A 12,712-nucleotide genomic window follows, 5' to 3' on the forward strand; every position below is an offset into this window, starting at 1 on the left:
CCAATTGGTAGAGTCGGTCATGGATAAACCTCAGGGTTAAAATTTGCGGGGTTCAGGGGTGGTCAGGAGCTGCGCGGCGAGCGTGCATCGCGGACGGCAGCACCTTCTCGAATCTTGTCGGTACAGCGGGGGCAGACGCGGGGGTCGTCGATTCCAGTCGGGGTGAACACACGAGCGTAAGCGTCGGTGACGAAGGAACCGCAGTTCTGGCATTCGGGCATATTTCCTACCTAATGTTGTGGAAATTATGTATTATATCTCTATCCCCGGCGTACTCTGCCTCTATTTAACGGGCCGCAAAAATTGACGAATGTGGAGAGCGGCGTTATACCGTTCGCGGGGTCCATCCGCAGACCGAACACTCTGTCGCGTCTGTATCGTGAAGCCCCATACACTCTGGGCACTGGAGTTTGTTATAGTTCTGCTGCCAACCGACGGAAGCAGTTTCGTGGCCACGTTGCGACAGGAACTCGTCGAATACGGTATCGTTCGGTGCTGAGGCCATACATGGTATGCTATACCACGACAGTACTTAGTGTTTCTGGCACCCGTAGTTAAGCAATTGACAGGACAAAAGCTGACTATTTGTCATCAAATGGGCAGTAAAATGGAAAGAAGATAACTTTTCGACTCAGTCGAGGGCGTACAGGTCGCTGTACTTTTTCGTCGTATAGTCGATGAAGTAGTCCGCCGTGTACGCCTCGCCAGTCGCTTCCTTCACCAGTTCGGGCGTCGTGTAGCGTTTGCCGTGGTCATGGACGTTCGTGTTGAGCCACTCGTGGAGCGCATCGAACGACCCCTCCCGGGCCCGGTCGTAAACATCCGGGATGGCGTCTTCGACCCTCGAAAAGAGCTGCGCCGAAAGGACGGATCCAAGCGAGTACGTCGGGAAGTACCCGAAGCTGCCATGACTCCAGTGGATGTCCTGCAGACAGCCCTGTGCGTCCGTCTCGGGGCGAATGCCGAGGTACTCCTCCATCTTGTCGTTCCAGACCTGTGGAACCTCGGAGACCTCGATGTCGCCATGGATGAGCGCCTGCTCAATTTCGAACCGGAGGACGATGTGCATGTGGTAGGTGAGTTCGTCCGCCTCGACGCGGATGAAGTTGTCATCGTAAACCCGGTTGACCGCGCGGTAGGCGTCGTCCGTGCTCACGTCGCCGACCTGCGGGAAGCGGTCTTTGAACGACGGCAGGAATCGCTCCCAGAAGGCCCGCGACCGACCGATGTGGTTCTCCCAGAGACGCGACTGGGACTCGTGGACGGTCAGGTCGCGCGCCTCACCGAGGGGCGACCCGTAGGCATCCTGTGGCAGACCAAGGGTGTACTGGGCGTGGCCGAACTCGTGGATGGTCGCGGTGAGCGCGTCGATTGGGTCGTGTTCCTGGAAGCGCGTCGTGATGCGCGAGTCGAACTGCGTCCCGGTCGAGAAGGGGTGACTGGAGGAATCGAGGCGGCCGCGCTCCCAGTCGTAACCCAACAGCGAGAGTGCGTCGCGACAGAGTTCGTTCTGGACGCCCGTGTCGAAGGTTCCCTGGAAGGGGCGGGGGGCTTCGACCCCACTCGCGGCGATGTCTTCGATGAGGGGAACGAGGTTGTCTCGGAGCCGGGTGAGGACGCGGTCTGCGGTGTCGAGTTCGATGTAGGGTTCGTAGTCGGCAAAGAGGACGGCGTAGGGGTCTGCGTCCGGGTCGATGTGGGCGGCGTATTCACGTTTCAGTTCGACCATGCGTTGGAGCGTCGGCGCGAACGACCCGAAGTCGTCTCTGTCCTTTGCCTTCTCCCAGACGGGGAGTGCCTCGGAGGTGGCGCTCGAAATCTCTTCGACGAGCGACGTCGGAACGCGGGTGGCCCGCTCGTACTGGCGGCGGATTTCGCGGACGGCAGCGGCCTGTTCGCCGGAGACGTTACCGTCGAGCGAGGAGAGTAGGTTGCCGATTTCGTCCGCCGTGAGTAGTTCGTGGCTCGTCGCAGAGAGCGCAGAGAGTTGGCGAGAACGCGCACCGGTGCCGCCTGGCGGCATCATGACCTGCTGGTCCCACGAGAGCAGGTGGCTCGCGTATTCGAGGTTCGAGATTCGACCGTACTTCGAGAGAAGGGTGTCGTATGCGTCGGGTGTGTCCGATGCCATAGATTCACAAGGAACCGGCACACGTATCAATCCTCTCACACGGTCGCTGGCTCAAAGCGTCTCTGCGACTTCGCGGTAGATGGCCTCGCAGACGGCGAGCGTGTCGATGGAAACGCTCTCGTCTTTCGTGTGGGCTTCGCCCTGCTCCGCCGCGCCGCAGATGACGCAGGTCGTCCCGGCCTGCGCCAGCCACCCGGCGTCTGTGGCGTGGGGCTTCGTGACCTGTTCTGGGCTGACGTCCTGTGCGTTCTCGGCCGCCCGGAGCACGAGGTCCGCGAAGTCGGCGTCGTCGCAGGCCATCGGCGGGAGGTCCTGGTCGACCGCCCACGACACGCCCTCGATTGTTTCGACCCGTTCGAGCGGGGCGTAGCCGCCGGGAACCGTCCGCTCGTCTACCGTCACAGTACACGAAGCGGGGATGACGTTCCAGCCACTCCCGCCCTCAATTTCCGTAACCGCGACGCTCCCGGTCATGGCGTGGCCAAGCACCTCGGCGGTCGGAAAGTCGAGGTCACGGACGACGTTCACGGCGTCGCAAGCGCGATAGATTGCGTTCTCGCCTGACTCGACTTCGCTCGCGTGGGCCGCCGTGCCTTCGGCGGAAATCGTACTCCCGCGACGTCCCTTGTGGGCGACGGCCACGTCGGTGACGCCCACCGCCGAGTAGCCAGTCGAGCCTTCCCCGACGATGGCGAAATCGGGGGCGAAACCGTCGTCGATGGCGGCGCGTGCGCCGGTTCCGCCGACCTCTTCGCCGACGAACGACGCAAAGATGAGTTCACAGGAGGGGTCGGCGTCGCGGAAGGCGACCATGGCGGCGGCGACGGCCCCTTTCATGTCGGCGGCTCCCCGACCGTAGATGCGCCCGTCGCGGGTATCGACGACGTACTCGCCGGCTTCGACCTGCGAGTCGTCTGGCGCGACCACGTCGTGATGGCCGACGAGGGCGAGCGACCGGTCGCCGTCGCCTTTGCGAGCGATGACGTTGCCCGTATCGTCGCGCGTCACGTCGCCGTCCGTGTTCTCGCGAAGCCACTCTTCGATGATGTCTCCGACAGCCGTTTCGTCCTCGTGGCTCGGAATCGAGACGAGGTCTCGGGTGAGGTCTGCGACGGTCATTGGCGTGCCTTCGGGGCGAATCACCTTACGCTTCGGGAGTGGAGAGTCCCCTCACCTGGGTGACTGTTGAACAGTCTTATCAGGCCTCGCGGGCGTACAAGGGGTATGAATGTCGTACCGGATACGAGTGTGGTCATCGACCACCGCGTGTCCGAACGAGTCGAAAGCGGCGAATTCGCTGGCGCGACCGTTTACGTTCCGGAAGCAGTCGTTGCAGAGCTGGAGTCGCGGGCCAACGACGGCCACGAGAGTGGCTGGGAAGGCCTCGGCGAACTCCAGAAGCTCGCAGCACTCGCCGACGACGGCGAGATTACCGTCGAGTACGTCGGCCGCCGGCCGAGTTCCAACGAGCGCGGGCGAGCGAAACAAGGTGAAATCGACGCGCTGATTCGCGACCTCGCCTCGGAACACGACGCCACGTTCGTAACGAGCGACGTCGTCCAAAGCGAAGTTGCGAAGGCGAAAGGCCTCGACGTCATCTACCTGGAGCCGACCATCCGGCAGGTCGGCACTCTCGAAATCGAGGAGTTCTTCGACGACCAGACGATGTCCGTCCACCTCAAGGTGGGCGTCCGTCCGATGGCGAAACGCGGCTCCGTCGGCGAGATGGCCTTCGAGAAGATTCGCGAAGACGTGCTCACCGAGAGCGAACTCCGCGAGATTGCCGTCGAAATCGAACACGGTGCCGAGGACGACGAGGAAGGCTTCGTCGAACTTTCCGAACCCGGCATGACCATCGTGCAGTTTCGCGACTACCGCATCGCCATCGCCTCGCCGCCGTTTTCCGACGCACTCGAAATCACGGCCGTTCGGCCAATCGTCAAGACCTCGATGGCAGACTACGAGGGCGCAGACACCATCAAAGAGCGCCTCCTCGAACGCCAGCGCGGCGTGCTCATCTCCGGGTCCCCCGGCGCCGGGAAGTCCACCTTCGGCCAGGCCGTCGCCGAGTTCCTGAACGACGCCGGATTCTCCGTCAAGACGATGGAGAAACCCCGCGACTTGCAGGTCGGCCCCGAGATTACCCAGTACACGGAACTCGCCGGGTCGATGGAGAAGACCGCAGACTCCCTGCTGATGGTCCGGCCTGACTACACCATCTACGACGAGGTGCGAAAGACGAGCGACTTCTCCGTGTTCGCAGACATGCGCCTCGCCGGTGTCGGGATGGTCGGCGTCGTCCACGCGACCCGCGCTATCGACGCCCTCCAGCGCCTCATCGGACGGGTCGAACTCGGCTTGATTCCGCAGGTCGCAGACACCGTCGTCTACATCGAGGCCGGACAAATCGCCAAAATCTACGACGTGACGACCGAGGTCAAGGTCCCCGAGGGCCTCATGGAAGAGGACCTCGCCCGTCCCGTCATCATGATTCGCGACTACGAGACCGGCCAGCCCGAGTACGAAATTTACACCTTCAACCGGCAGGTCGTCACCGTCCCCGTCGGCGCGACCGGCAGCCGCGACAAGGGCGTGAACAAACTCGCGAAGAAGGAAATCGAACGCGAGATTCGCTCCATCGCCCGCGGCCACGTGGACGTCGAAATCAAGAGCCAATCGAGCGCCGTCGTGTACGTCGAGGACAAGGACATCTCCTACGTCATCGGCAAGGGCGGCGGCCGGATTCAGGACGTCGAAGAACGCCTCGGCATGAGCATCGACGTGCGAACCCTGGACGAACGTCCCGAGGAACGCAAAGAGTCGAAACCGGTGAAGGGGTCGAAATCGTCGGGTGAGGTCGTGACACCAGAGATTTCCTCACGCCACGTCGTCATCTCCATCGGCACCGACCGCGCCGGTAAGACCGTCGAAGTGCAGGCTGACGGCGAGTACCTGTTCACCGCCACCGTCTCGCGGGGTGGCGACATTCAGGTTTCCCGCGGCAGCGCGATTGCAGAAGAGTTAGAGCGTGCTATCGACCACGGCAAGCAGATTTCGGTCATCTCGTCCTAGGCCGATTCTGTCGGTTTCCGAACGCGTTTTCACCCGGTTCGTGTCGCTTCGACCACAACGTTCAGCATCGTCGTTCGCGAGCAACTGGGACGTGACGAACTGAGCCGTCGCTCAAAACGGGGAGAGAGAAAAAAGCCGGGTGCCTCGTTATGTTCAGTCGTCGCAGACGGCAGGGTCCGCGCCGCCGTCTGCCGCCATCAGCTCAGCCGGAATCTCGTAGAGGTTCTGTCGGGCGTCTGCAAAGTAGACGTCCTCGCTCACCGCGCCAATCTCTTCGAGGCGTTCGAGGGCGTATCGAACGGTGCGCGCGGAGAGCATCGACTCTTGTACGATTCCTTTCTGCGTGAGCGGCCCGTTGTACTCGAGCACTTTGAACACCAGTTTCGCGCTCGGTGGAAGGTCGGAGAGTCCCTCCCCATTAGTTTCAGCCATTACTGTAAATGACTGTGGCGCTGGAAGCATAAAGATTGAGGGCACGCGAACGAACGGCTTTTTACGTTCCATAGCCCAACACACCCGTATGGCAACCGAAACGCTCGACCGCCGTAAGGCCCATATGCGCGGGGTTACGGTCACGTCAATCTCGGCCCTCGCGGGGGTCGCCGGTGCGGTCGTCTCCGCGATGGTAGCGACGGGCCCCCAGGACACCACGGCGGTGTTCGCCCTCGTTGGTGCGATACTGGTGCAGCTGCCGCTGTTGCGCCTGCTCGGCATCGACGTACAGGACTTCTCGACGAAGGACTACCTGTACGTGGGCTTCATGACCTTCTCGCTCTGGTTCGTTTCCTGGACGCTCTTGCTGCAGGGTAGCGTCTTCTAAACATGGCCGAAGACAGCATCGCCGTCGTCGATTTAGACCGGTGTTCGCCCGACCGCTGTAACTACGAATGTGCGAACTACTGCCCACCGAACCGGACGGGCAAAGAGTGCATCACACAGCGCGGTGAGGACACCGTTCAGGGCAAACCCGACCAGATTCGCATCTCCGAAGAGATCTGTCTCGGCGAGACCTGTGGCATCTGCGTCAACAAGTGTCCGTTCGACGCCATCGAAATCATCAACCTCCCACAGGAGCTCAATCAGGAGCCGACCCACCGCTACGGCGAGAATGCATTCGCGCTGTACGGCCTGCCGGTTCCGGAGGAGGGACGCGTCACGGGCATCCTCGGACCGAACGGTATCGGTAAATCGACCGCCGTGAAGATTCTCTCCGGCGAAATCGAACCGAACCTCGGCGACTACGGCAACGCCCCCGGCTGGGACGCCGTCATCGACGAGTACCGTGGGACCGAACTCCAGGACTTCCTCGAAGCCCTGCAGGACGGCGACCTCACGGTGGCCCGCAAGCCCCAGTACGTAGACCAGATTCCGAAGACGTTCGACGGCAACACCCGCGAACTGCTCGAACGAACCGACGAACGCGGCGTGCTCGACCAACTGGTCGACCGCCTCTCGATTCGCCCGGTGATGGACCAAGATATCGACTCCATCTCCGGCGGCGAACTCCAGCGCGTGGCCCTCGCGGCGACGCTCGCCCGGGACGCCGACTTCTACTTCCTCGACGAAATCACGCCGTATCTGGACATCGGCCAGCGCATGACCGCGGCGCGACTCGTCCGCGAACTCGCAGAGGAGGAAAACCGTTCGATGCTCGTGGTCGAACACGACCTCGCGATTCTCGACATGCTCGCAGACACCCTCCACATCGCCTACGGTGAACCCGGGGCGTTCGGTGTCATCACGAGCAACAAGTCCACTCGGAATGGCATCAACGAGTACCTCCAAGGCTACCTGAACAACGAGAACATGCGGATTCGCCCGAACGCCATCAAGTTCGAAGAACACGCCCCTCGCGAGACGGCGAAGGGCGACCTGCTCGTCGAGTACCCGAACCTCAAGAAGTCCTACGGCGACGGCGAGTTCAGCCTCGAAGTCGAGGCGGGCAGCATCTACAAGAGCGAAGTGCTCGGCATCGTCGGGCCAAACGGGATTGGGAAGTCCACGCTCGCGAAGATTCTCACGGGCGACCTCCAGCCAGACGAGGGCGAACTCGACTGGCGGCTGGACATCTCCTACAAGCCACAGTACATCGAAATCGACCAGCCGATGCGCGTCGACGTGTTCCTCTCCTCGATTACCGACGACTTCGGCTCGTCGTACTGGCAGACGGAGGTCGCCGGACCGCTCCAACTCGACCGCATCATGGAGCAGAACCTCACCGACCTCTCCGGCGGTGAGCGCCAGCGTGTCGCCATCGCCGCCTGTCTGTCGAAGGACGCAGACCTCTACCTGCTCGACGAACCGTCTGCTCACCTCGACGTCGAGCAGCGCGTTCGGGCAACGACGGCGATTCGCCGCTACGCCGAGAACCACGACGCGACGGTCATGGTCATCGACCACGACATCTACATGATCGACCTGCTCGCAGACCGCCTGATGGTGTTCGACGGTGAACCCGCGGTCCACGGGCACGCCGCCCCGCCGATGGAGATGCGCGAGGGGATGAACGAGTTCCTCTCGAATCTCAACATCACCTTCCGGCGCGACGAGCGCGTCGGCCGTCCACGCATCAACAAACTCGACAGCCAACTCGACCGCGAACAGAAAAAAGCAGGCGAGTACTACTACGCGCCCTGAACCTGCGGACTCGTTTTTCGCCAGTGGTCGATGATGAGCATGCCAACCCTGACGAGGGTGTAGAGCGCAACGGTCGCGGTTGCGGCTTGGAGGACGAGCCAGAAGCCGAGGATGCCGCCGATGATGGCTCCCTCGCGGATGGCCCAGCGTGCGCTTGACCGGGCAGATTGTTCAGACATTACAAAGGTCAGGACTTCTCGCAAGGAGATAACCGTCTCGAAAATGTATGCTACGTTACAGTACTTGCCGATTACACGTTCCACAGAGGTTCTGCTCTTTCAAGTCAACCTCGCGCACGGTGGGTGAGAAGTTCATCACACACCGGCTGTTGTCGCAGTGTTCGAGGCCGAGTGTGTGGCCGATTTCGTGGACGACCTCCTTGCGGACGCGGTCTGCGAACACGTCCTCGGAGGAGCGATTCGAGAACCCGCCGTCGGAGGAGGTTCGGAGGCGGTAGGTCGAGATGACGCTGCCGTTGCCCGAGAGGTAGGCGAGTCCGAAGACGTAGTTTCGCCGACGGTAGTAGAGGTCCTGGGCGGTGATGGCGATGTTTTTGTCCCCCGACCCCACCCGGCTGGCGAGTTCGATGAAGTCCTCTGCCCGGTATTGGTTGCGACTCGAATCGAACGCATCGTCTGGGATGTCGAGTGCGTCGTGGAGGGTGACGTCACAGCCGTAGACTGCCCGAAGTCCGGCCGACGCTTCCCGTTTTACCAGCGCCGGCACCTCGCCCACCGGCACGATGTCGACGTGCATGGCAACACATTTGTCTGCGTCAATGATAAACACACCGACGTGGACAACTCCACCGAGGCACTCGTCTCTCGATTAGCGCGGTACGACCGGTTGGTCGAGGTGGGCATCGGCCGGCGGACCGACGTCGCCGCGGGCCTCGTCGCCGCGGGCAAGGACGTGACAGCGGTCGATATCTACGACGTGCCAGTTCCAGACGGCGTGACGTTCGTGATAGACGACGTCACCGACCCAGGCCTCGGTGTGTACGACCTCGCCGACTGCATCTATGCGCTCAATTGCCCACCGGATTTGCAGGGTGCAGTTGCGGACATCGCCCGCCGCGTGGGCGCTGAGTTCTACTTCACGACGCTCGGGACGGACCCCGCGGTCATCCCCGCGACGCCCGAGATGCTGCCGGACGACACCCTGTTTCACGCACTCGAACGCGGACGAACCCGTTATCACTGACCGCCCAAACTGTGAGATATGCGCGTAGACACGGTCGTCCTCGACATCGACGGCGTGCTCGTCGACGTGGCCGACTCCTACCGGAGAGCCATCATAGAGAGCGTCGAGTCGGTGTATGGCGACACAATCGAGAAGGCCGACATCCAACTGTTCAAGGACGCGGGCGGGTTCAACAACGACTGGCAACTCACCTACGCGGCGGCGCTCTACATCCTCGCCCGCCGCGAAGGAATCGACCTCACGCTCGAAGAATTTACAGACGCCATCCACCGCGAGGGCGGTGGCCTTGGCGCGGCGAAGCAAGTCGTTCGCGCACTCCTCGACGAACCCGACGCTGTGTTCGACGAGTGGGAGCCAGAACGCCTCCACGACGTGTTCCAGCATCTCTACCTCGGAAGTGACCTGTACGAGGAACTCGAAGGTCAGGAGCCGACGATGGAGACCCGCGGGTTTATCCACGACGAACCGGTGATTCTCGAAGCAGAGACCATCGACCGCCTGACCGAGCGATTCGACGTGGCCGTCCTCACCGGGCGACCCGAGGGCGAGGCGAAGATTGCCTTAGACCGCGTGGGACTGGACGTCCCAGACGACCTGCGCTGGACGATGGACGACTGGGAGGAGGGCAAGCCCGACCCACGCGCCCTCATCCGGTTGGCCGACCGGACGCGGGCGGCCCACGTCGCCTTCGTCGGCGACACCTTAGACGACGTGAAGACCGCCCTGAATGCAGATCGCGGCGACGGCGCACGGGTGTACTACGGCATCGGCGTGCTGACCGGCGGCTTGACCGGCGATTCGGGCCGCAAGAAGTTCGCCGACGTGGGCGCGGCGGCAGTGCTCGAATCGGTCAACGACGTGGCCGACTTGCTGGACTAGCAATCACCGCCTCTCTCCAAACGTTTAATCGCCCATCACCCGAGGGTCACGTATGCGAATCGCACTCCTCGGCGGCACCGGCGATATCGGCGAAGGACTGGCCCTGCGGTGGGCGTACGACACGAACCACGAGGTCGTCATCGGGTCGCGCGACCCAGAACGCGCTCGTGGGAAAGCAGAAGAGTACATGACCGAACTCGACAGCCGTGGCCGCGACGTGAAGGTGACGGGCTTCACCAACGAGATGGCCGCAGACCGCGCCGACGTAGTCGTCCTCGCGGTTCCGGCCTACCACCTCGTGGACACCATCGAATCGGTCGCAGACGGGTTAGACGAGAACACCGTCATCGTCAGCCCCGCCGTGGGCATGAAACGCGACGACAGCGGCTTTCACTACAACGCACCGAGCGCGGGGAGCGTGACCCAACTCGCCGTAAACGCGGCCCCCGAGGGCACGCCCGTCGTCGGTGCATTCCACAACCTTCCGGCGGCTCGTCTCGCAAATCTCGACGCCGACCTCGACATCGACACGCTTCTCGTCGGCGACGACGCGGACGCGAAAGAGACGGTTCGAATGCTCGCGGCGGGTATCAAGGGCCTGCGGCCGCTCGACGCGGGCGGCCTCGGAGCTGCCGCGGAAGTCGAGAGCGTGACGCCGTTGCTCATCAACGTCGCGATGAACAACGACGACATGCACGACCTCGGCGTCACGTTCCACTAATCGGGGGTGAAAACGGAGAAAAACGGGTCGCGCTTACGCGCTCGCTTTTTCGAGGGCCGCTTCGATGTCCTCGCGCTGGGTGACACCGACGAAGCGTTCGACGACGCCGTCGTCGTTCTCGATGATGAGTGTCGGGAGCGAGCGAACCTGGTACTCGTTTGCGATGTCCTGTTCTTCGTCTACGTTCACCTTCTCGAAGCTGACGTCGCCCCAGTCCTCCTCGAGTTCGTCGAGGATTGGGTCCTGCGTCTTGCACGGGCCACACCAGTCTGCGTAGAAATCCTTCAGCGTGACGGTCATGGATATGTCTGCTCAATGCTTACTCAGCCTCGCGCATAAGGGTTTCCACTACGGGCATTTCCGGTGCACAGACGGCTGTCGAAACGTTTAGGGTACTCCTTGCGAGTAGTGACTGTATGAGCAAAGGCCAGAATTCCGGCGGTCTCATGTCAAGCGCCGGTCTCGTGCGCTATTTCGACGCAGAGGACCGCAACGCCATCCGCCTCGACCCGAAGACGGTCGTCGCCTTCGGCATCTTCTTTGGCATCCTGATTCAGGTGCTGAACGCACTGTAGCGCGCCCCGACGCAGAAACCGGGTCTTTTTCGCCGTCTCTTTCCTACCGTCAGTTATGAGTCTGAAAGCCGGCGTCATCGCCGTTCAGGGTGACGTAAGCGAGCACGCGGAGGCCATCGAAAAGGCCGCCGAGTCGCTCGGCGAGCGCGTCACCGCAGTCGAGATTCGCAAATCTGGCATCGTCCCCGACTGCGACATGCTCCTCCTCCCCGGCGGCGAATCGACCGCCATCTCCCGATTGCTCGAAAAGGAGGGCATCGACGAGGAAATCAAAGCCCACGTCGCGGCCGGAAAGCCGATTCTCGCGACCTGTGCGGGCCTCATCGTCGCGTCCGAGGATGCCCACGACGAGCGCGTCCAGACCCTCGACATCATCGACGTGACCGTCGAGCGCAACGCCTTCGGCCGACAGAAAGACAGTTTCGAGGCCCCCCTCGACGTGACTGGTCTCGACGAACCGTTCCCGGCCGTATTCATCCGCGCGCCGCTCATCGGCGAGGTCGGCGACGACGTGGAAGTGCTCGCCGAATGGGACGGGCGCCCCGTCGCCATCAAGGACGGAAACGTCATCGCGACCTCGTTCCACCCCGAACTGACCGCTGACGCCCGCATCCACCGCCTCGCCTTTTTCGACCGGCAGTGACACCCTTTTTACTCGTCCCCCCATGGGGATGGGTATGAACGCCAGTATCGAGGCCGTCCGGGTCGCCAACACGCCCGACGGCCCCGTGCCCGTGGTCTTACTCGCCGTGGAGGACGAGACGGACGTCCTCCCCATCTTCATCGGGTTCGAGGAAGCCGCGAGCATCGCCCGCGGCATGGACGCCATCGACATCGGACGCCCCCTCACCCACGACCTGATGTTGGACCTCGTAGAGGAACTCGGCGGCCGCATCGACCACGTCGAAATTAGCACGCTCGAAGACGAAACTTACATCGCAGACCTCTATCTGAACACGCCCCGCGAGACGACCGTCATCGACGCCCGTCCGAGCGACACCCTCGCCCTCGTCTCCCGCACGAACGCCCCAATCCACATCTCTGAGGACGTGTTCGAAGACGGTCGTCGCCCGCTCGAAGACTTCGACGAACTCAGAGACATCCGGGAGGTCGGGCAACTGTGAGCGACGACGTCATCGACGAGCTGTTCGCCCTCATCGAATCGCGAAAGGAAGAGCTTCCGGAAGGCTCCTACACGACGTCGCTGTTCACCCACGAGAAGGGCGAGAACGCGGTCCTCGAAAAGCTGGGCGAAGAGGTGACCGAACTCATCCTCGCCGCCAAGGACGACGACCACGACGAACTGGCTCACGAAGCAGCAGACATCGTCTACCACATGCTCGTCCTCCTCTCGATGAAAGACATGGACGTCGCGGACCTGCGGGCCGAACTCAACGCTCGACGCTAACCTTTTTACCGGAAGCCGGGACCAGCCCCGGTATGTCCTGACCCACCGCCGCGACGGGGTTGCAGTCGCACGGTTCGACCCGTCGC

General features: G+C 62.4%; 18 protein-coding genes. 10 read left to right on the top strand and 8 right to left on the bottom strand.

What is annotated here, in order from left to right; translation table 11 throughout:
- Nucleotides 1-62: 62 nt before the first annotated feature.
- The 4 genes from P1M51_RS13050 to P1M51_RS13065 all read right to left on the bottom strand — a co-directional run bounded on the left by P1M51_RS13050 (nt 63) and on the right by P1M51_RS13065 (nt 3,250).
- Nucleotides 63-221 (bottom strand): hypothetical protein, encoded by a 159-nt coding sequence (locus P1M51_RS13050; protein ID WP_276245609.1) that lies wholly within the window; start codon nt 219-221, stop codon nt 63-65.
- A gap of 104 nt (nt 222-325) precedes the next feature.
- Nucleotides 326-505: an HVO_0416 family zinc finger protein gene (locus tag P1M51_RS13055; protein WP_276245610.1), complete on the bottom strand. Its 180-nt coding sequence runs from the start codon at nt 503-505 to the stop codon at nt 326-328.
- A 126-nt stretch (nt 506-631) separates the two neighbouring features.
- On the bottom strand, nt 632-2,131 hold the full coding sequence (locus P1M51_RS13060) for a carboxypeptidase M32 (RefSeq protein ID WP_276274576.1): 1,500 nt from the start codon (nt 2,129-2,131) through the stop codon (nt 632-634).
- 51 nt (nt 2,132-2,182) lie between these two features.
- Nucleotides 2,183-3,250, bottom strand: coding sequence for a M20 family metallopeptidase (locus P1M51_RS13065; RefSeq protein ID WP_276245612.1), 1,068 nt, complete (start codon nt 3,248-3,250; stop codon nt 2,183-2,185).
- 105 nt (nt 3,251-3,355) lie between these two features.
- Here P1M51_RS13065 and P1M51_RS13070 point away from each other — a divergent pair, with 105 nt between their 5' ends.
- Complete coding sequence (locus P1M51_RS13070) at nt 3,356-5,203, top strand: PINc/VapC family ATPase (protein ID WP_276245613.1); 1,848 nt, start codon at nt 3,356-3,358, stop codon at nt 5,201-5,203.
- Nucleotides 5,204-5,356: 153 nt separating this feature from the next.
- On the opposite strand, the gene P1M51_RS13075 is transcribed toward P1M51_RS13070, so the two are convergent.
- Nucleotides 5,357-5,635, bottom strand: a complete 279-nt coding sequence (locus P1M51_RS13075; protein ID WP_276245614.1) for a helix-turn-helix domain-containing protein — start codon at nt 5,633-5,635, stop codon at nt 5,357-5,359.
- 88 nt (nt 5,636-5,723) lie between these two features.
- On the opposite strand from P1M51_RS13075, the gene P1M51_RS13080 reads away from it, so the two are divergent.
- Both P1M51_RS13080 and P1M51_RS13085 read left to right on the top strand, forming a co-directional pair.
- On the top strand, nt 5,724-6,023 hold the full coding sequence (locus tag P1M51_RS13080; protein WP_276245615.1) for a hypothetical protein: 300 nt from the start codon (nt 5,724-5,726) through the stop codon (nt 6,021-6,023).
- 2 nt (nt 6,024-6,025) lie between these two features.
- Nucleotides 6,026-7,840, top strand: coding sequence for a ribosome biogenesis/translation initiation ATPase RLI (locus tag P1M51_RS13085; protein ID WP_276245616.1), 1,815 nt, complete (start codon nt 6,026-6,028; stop codon nt 7,838-7,840).
- Here P1M51_RS13085 and P1M51_RS13090 read toward each other — a convergent pair.
- Both P1M51_RS13090 and P1M51_RS13095 read right to left on the bottom strand, forming a co-directional pair.
- Nucleotides 7,828-8,019 carry a hypothetical protein gene (locus P1M51_RS13090; protein ID WP_276245617.1) on the bottom strand — a complete coding sequence of 64 codons (192 nt, stop codon included), beginning with the start codon at nt 8,017-8,019 and terminating at the stop codon, nt 7,828-7,830. The genes P1M51_RS13085 and P1M51_RS13090 overlap by 13 nt on opposite strands.
- A 55-nt stretch (nt 8,020-8,074) precedes the next feature.
- Nucleotides 8,075-8,596, bottom strand: a complete 522-nt coding sequence (locus tag P1M51_RS13095) for an archaemetzincin family Zn-dependent metalloprotease (RefSeq protein ID WP_276274577.1) — start codon at nt 8,594-8,596, stop codon at nt 8,075-8,077.
- Between the two features lie 39 nt (nt 8,597-8,635).
- Between P1M51_RS13095 and P1M51_RS13100 the strand changes: the two genes are divergently transcribed.
- The 3 genes from P1M51_RS13100 to npdG are packed head-to-tail and all read left to right on the top strand — an operon-like array spanning nt 8,636 to nt 10,643.
- Nucleotides 8,636-9,043, top strand: a complete 408-nt coding sequence (locus P1M51_RS13100) for a UPF0146 family protein (protein ID WP_276245619.1) — start codon at nt 8,636-8,638, stop codon at nt 9,041-9,043.
- A gap of 18 nt (nt 9,044-9,061) precedes the next feature.
- Nucleotides 9,062-9,922 (top strand): TIGR01548 family HAD-type hydrolase, encoded by an 861-nt coding sequence (locus P1M51_RS13105; RefSeq protein ID WP_276245620.1) that lies wholly within the window; start codon nt 9,062-9,064, stop codon nt 9,920-9,922.
- 52 nt (nt 9,923-9,974) lie between these two features.
- Nucleotides 9,975-10,643, top strand: coding sequence for an NADPH-dependent F420 reductase (gene npdG, locus P1M51_RS13110; protein ID WP_276245621.1), 669 nt, complete (start codon nt 9,975-9,977; stop codon nt 10,641-10,643).
- 33 nt (nt 10,644-10,676) lie between these two features.
- On the opposite strand, the gene P1M51_RS13115 is transcribed toward npdG, so the two are convergent.
- Complete coding sequence (locus P1M51_RS13115; RefSeq protein WP_276245622.1) at nt 10,677-10,943, bottom strand: co-chaperone YbbN; 267 nt, start codon at nt 10,941-10,943, stop codon at nt 10,677-10,679.
- A 116-nt stretch (nt 10,944-11,059) separates the two neighbouring features.
- On the opposite strand from P1M51_RS13115, the gene P1M51_RS13120 reads away from it, so the two are divergent.
- From P1M51_RS13120 to hisE, 4 genes are read left to right on the top strand one after another with little or no spacing between them, the layout of a single operon-like run.
- Nucleotides 11,060-11,218 (top strand): preprotein translocase subunit Sec61beta, encoded by a 159-nt coding sequence (locus P1M51_RS13120; RefSeq protein ID WP_276245623.1) that lies wholly within the window; start codon nt 11,060-11,062, stop codon nt 11,216-11,218.
- A gap of 55 nt (nt 11,219-11,273) precedes the next feature.
- Complete coding sequence (pdxT, locus tag P1M51_RS13125) at nt 11,274-11,861, top strand: pyridoxal 5'-phosphate synthase glutaminase subunit PdxT (RefSeq protein ID WP_276245624.1); 588 nt, start codon at nt 11,274-11,276, stop codon at nt 11,859-11,861.
- 34 nt (nt 11,862-11,895) lie between these two features.
- The gene (locus P1M51_RS13130; protein ID WP_276245625.1) at nt 11,896-12,342 is read left to right on the top strand and encodes a bifunctional nuclease family protein; all 447 of its coding nucleotides are present in this window, start codon (nt 11,896-11,898) and stop codon (nt 12,340-12,342) included.
- Entirely contained in the window at nt 12,339-12,626 is a 288-nt protein-coding gene (hisE, locus tag P1M51_RS13135; protein WP_276274578.1) for a phosphoribosyl-ATP diphosphatase, read from the top strand. Before P1M51_RS13130 ends, hisE begins: the two co-directional genes overlap by 4 nt.
- Nucleotides 12,627-12,712 lie beyond the last annotated feature (86 nt).

The sequence above is a fragment of the Haladaptatus sp. QDMS2 genome, assembly GCF_029338295.1.
Lineage (GTDB): Archaea > Halobacteriota > Halobacteria > Halobacteriales > Halococcaceae > QDMS2.

What these genes read in the sequence shown, in the direction of transcription:
- P1M51_RS13120 (WP_276245623.1), top strand. Translation starts at nt 11,060, where the DNA reads ATGAGCAAAGGCCAGAATTCCGGCGGTCTCATGTCAAGCGCCGGTCTC.
- P1M51_RS13115 (WP_276245622.1), bottom strand. Translation starts at nt 10,943, where the DNA reads ATGACCGTCACGCTGAAGGATTTCTACGCAGACTGGTGTGGCCCGTGC.
- P1M51_RS13060 (WP_276274576.1), bottom strand. Translation starts at nt 2,131, where the DNA reads ATGGCATCGGACACACCCGACGCATACGACACCCTTCTCTCGAAGTAC.
- pdxT (WP_276245624.1), top strand. Translation starts at nt 11,274, where the DNA reads ATGAGTCTGAAAGCCGGCGTCATCGCCGTTCAGGGTGACGTAAGCGAG.
- P1M51_RS13065 (WP_276245612.1), bottom strand. Translation starts at nt 3,250, where the DNA reads ATGACCGTCGCAGACCTCACCCGAGACCTCGTCTCGATTCCGAGCCAC.
- P1M51_RS13080 (WP_276245615.1), top strand. Translation starts at nt 5,724, where the DNA reads ATGGCAACCGAAACGCTCGACCGCCGTAAGGCCCATATGCGCGGGGTT.
- P1M51_RS13050 (WP_276245609.1), bottom strand. Translation starts at nt 221, where the DNA reads ATGCCCGAATGCCAGAACTGCGGTTCCTTCGTCACCGACGCTTACGCT.
- P1M51_RS13075 (WP_276245614.1), bottom strand. Translation starts at nt 5,635, where the DNA reads ATGGCTGAAACTAATGGGGAGGGACTCTCCGACCTTCCACCGAGCGCG.
- P1M51_RS13055 (WP_276245610.1), bottom strand. Translation starts at nt 505, where the DNA reads ATGGCCTCAGCACCGAACGATACCGTATTCGACGAGTTCCTGTCGCAA.
- P1M51_RS13105 (WP_276245620.1), top strand. Translation starts at nt 9,062, where the DNA reads ATGCGCGTAGACACGGTCGTCCTCGACATCGACGGCGTGCTCGTCGAC.
- P1M51_RS13130 (WP_276245625.1), top strand. Translation starts at nt 11,896, where the DNA reads ATGAACGCCAGTATCGAGGCCGTCCGGGTCGCCAACACGCCCGACGGC.
- P1M51_RS13090 (WP_276245617.1), bottom strand. Translation starts at nt 8,019, where the DNA reads ATGTCTGAACAATCTGCCCGGTCAAGCGCACGCTGGGCCATCCGCGAG.
- P1M51_RS13095 (WP_276274577.1), bottom strand. Translation starts at nt 8,596, where the DNA reads ATGCACGTCGACATCGTGCCGGTGGGCGAGGTGCCGGCGCTGGTAAAA.
- P1M51_RS13085 (WP_276245616.1), top strand. Translation starts at nt 6,026, where the DNA reads ATGGCCGAAGACAGCATCGCCGTCGTCGATTTAGACCGGTGTTCGCCC.
- P1M51_RS13070 (WP_276245613.1), top strand. Translation starts at nt 3,356, where the DNA reads ATGAATGTCGTACCGGATACGAGTGTGGTCATCGACCACCGCGTGTCC.
- npdG (WP_276245621.1), top strand. Translation starts at nt 9,975, where the DNA reads ATGCGAATCGCACTCCTCGGCGGCACCGGCGATATCGGCGAAGGACTG.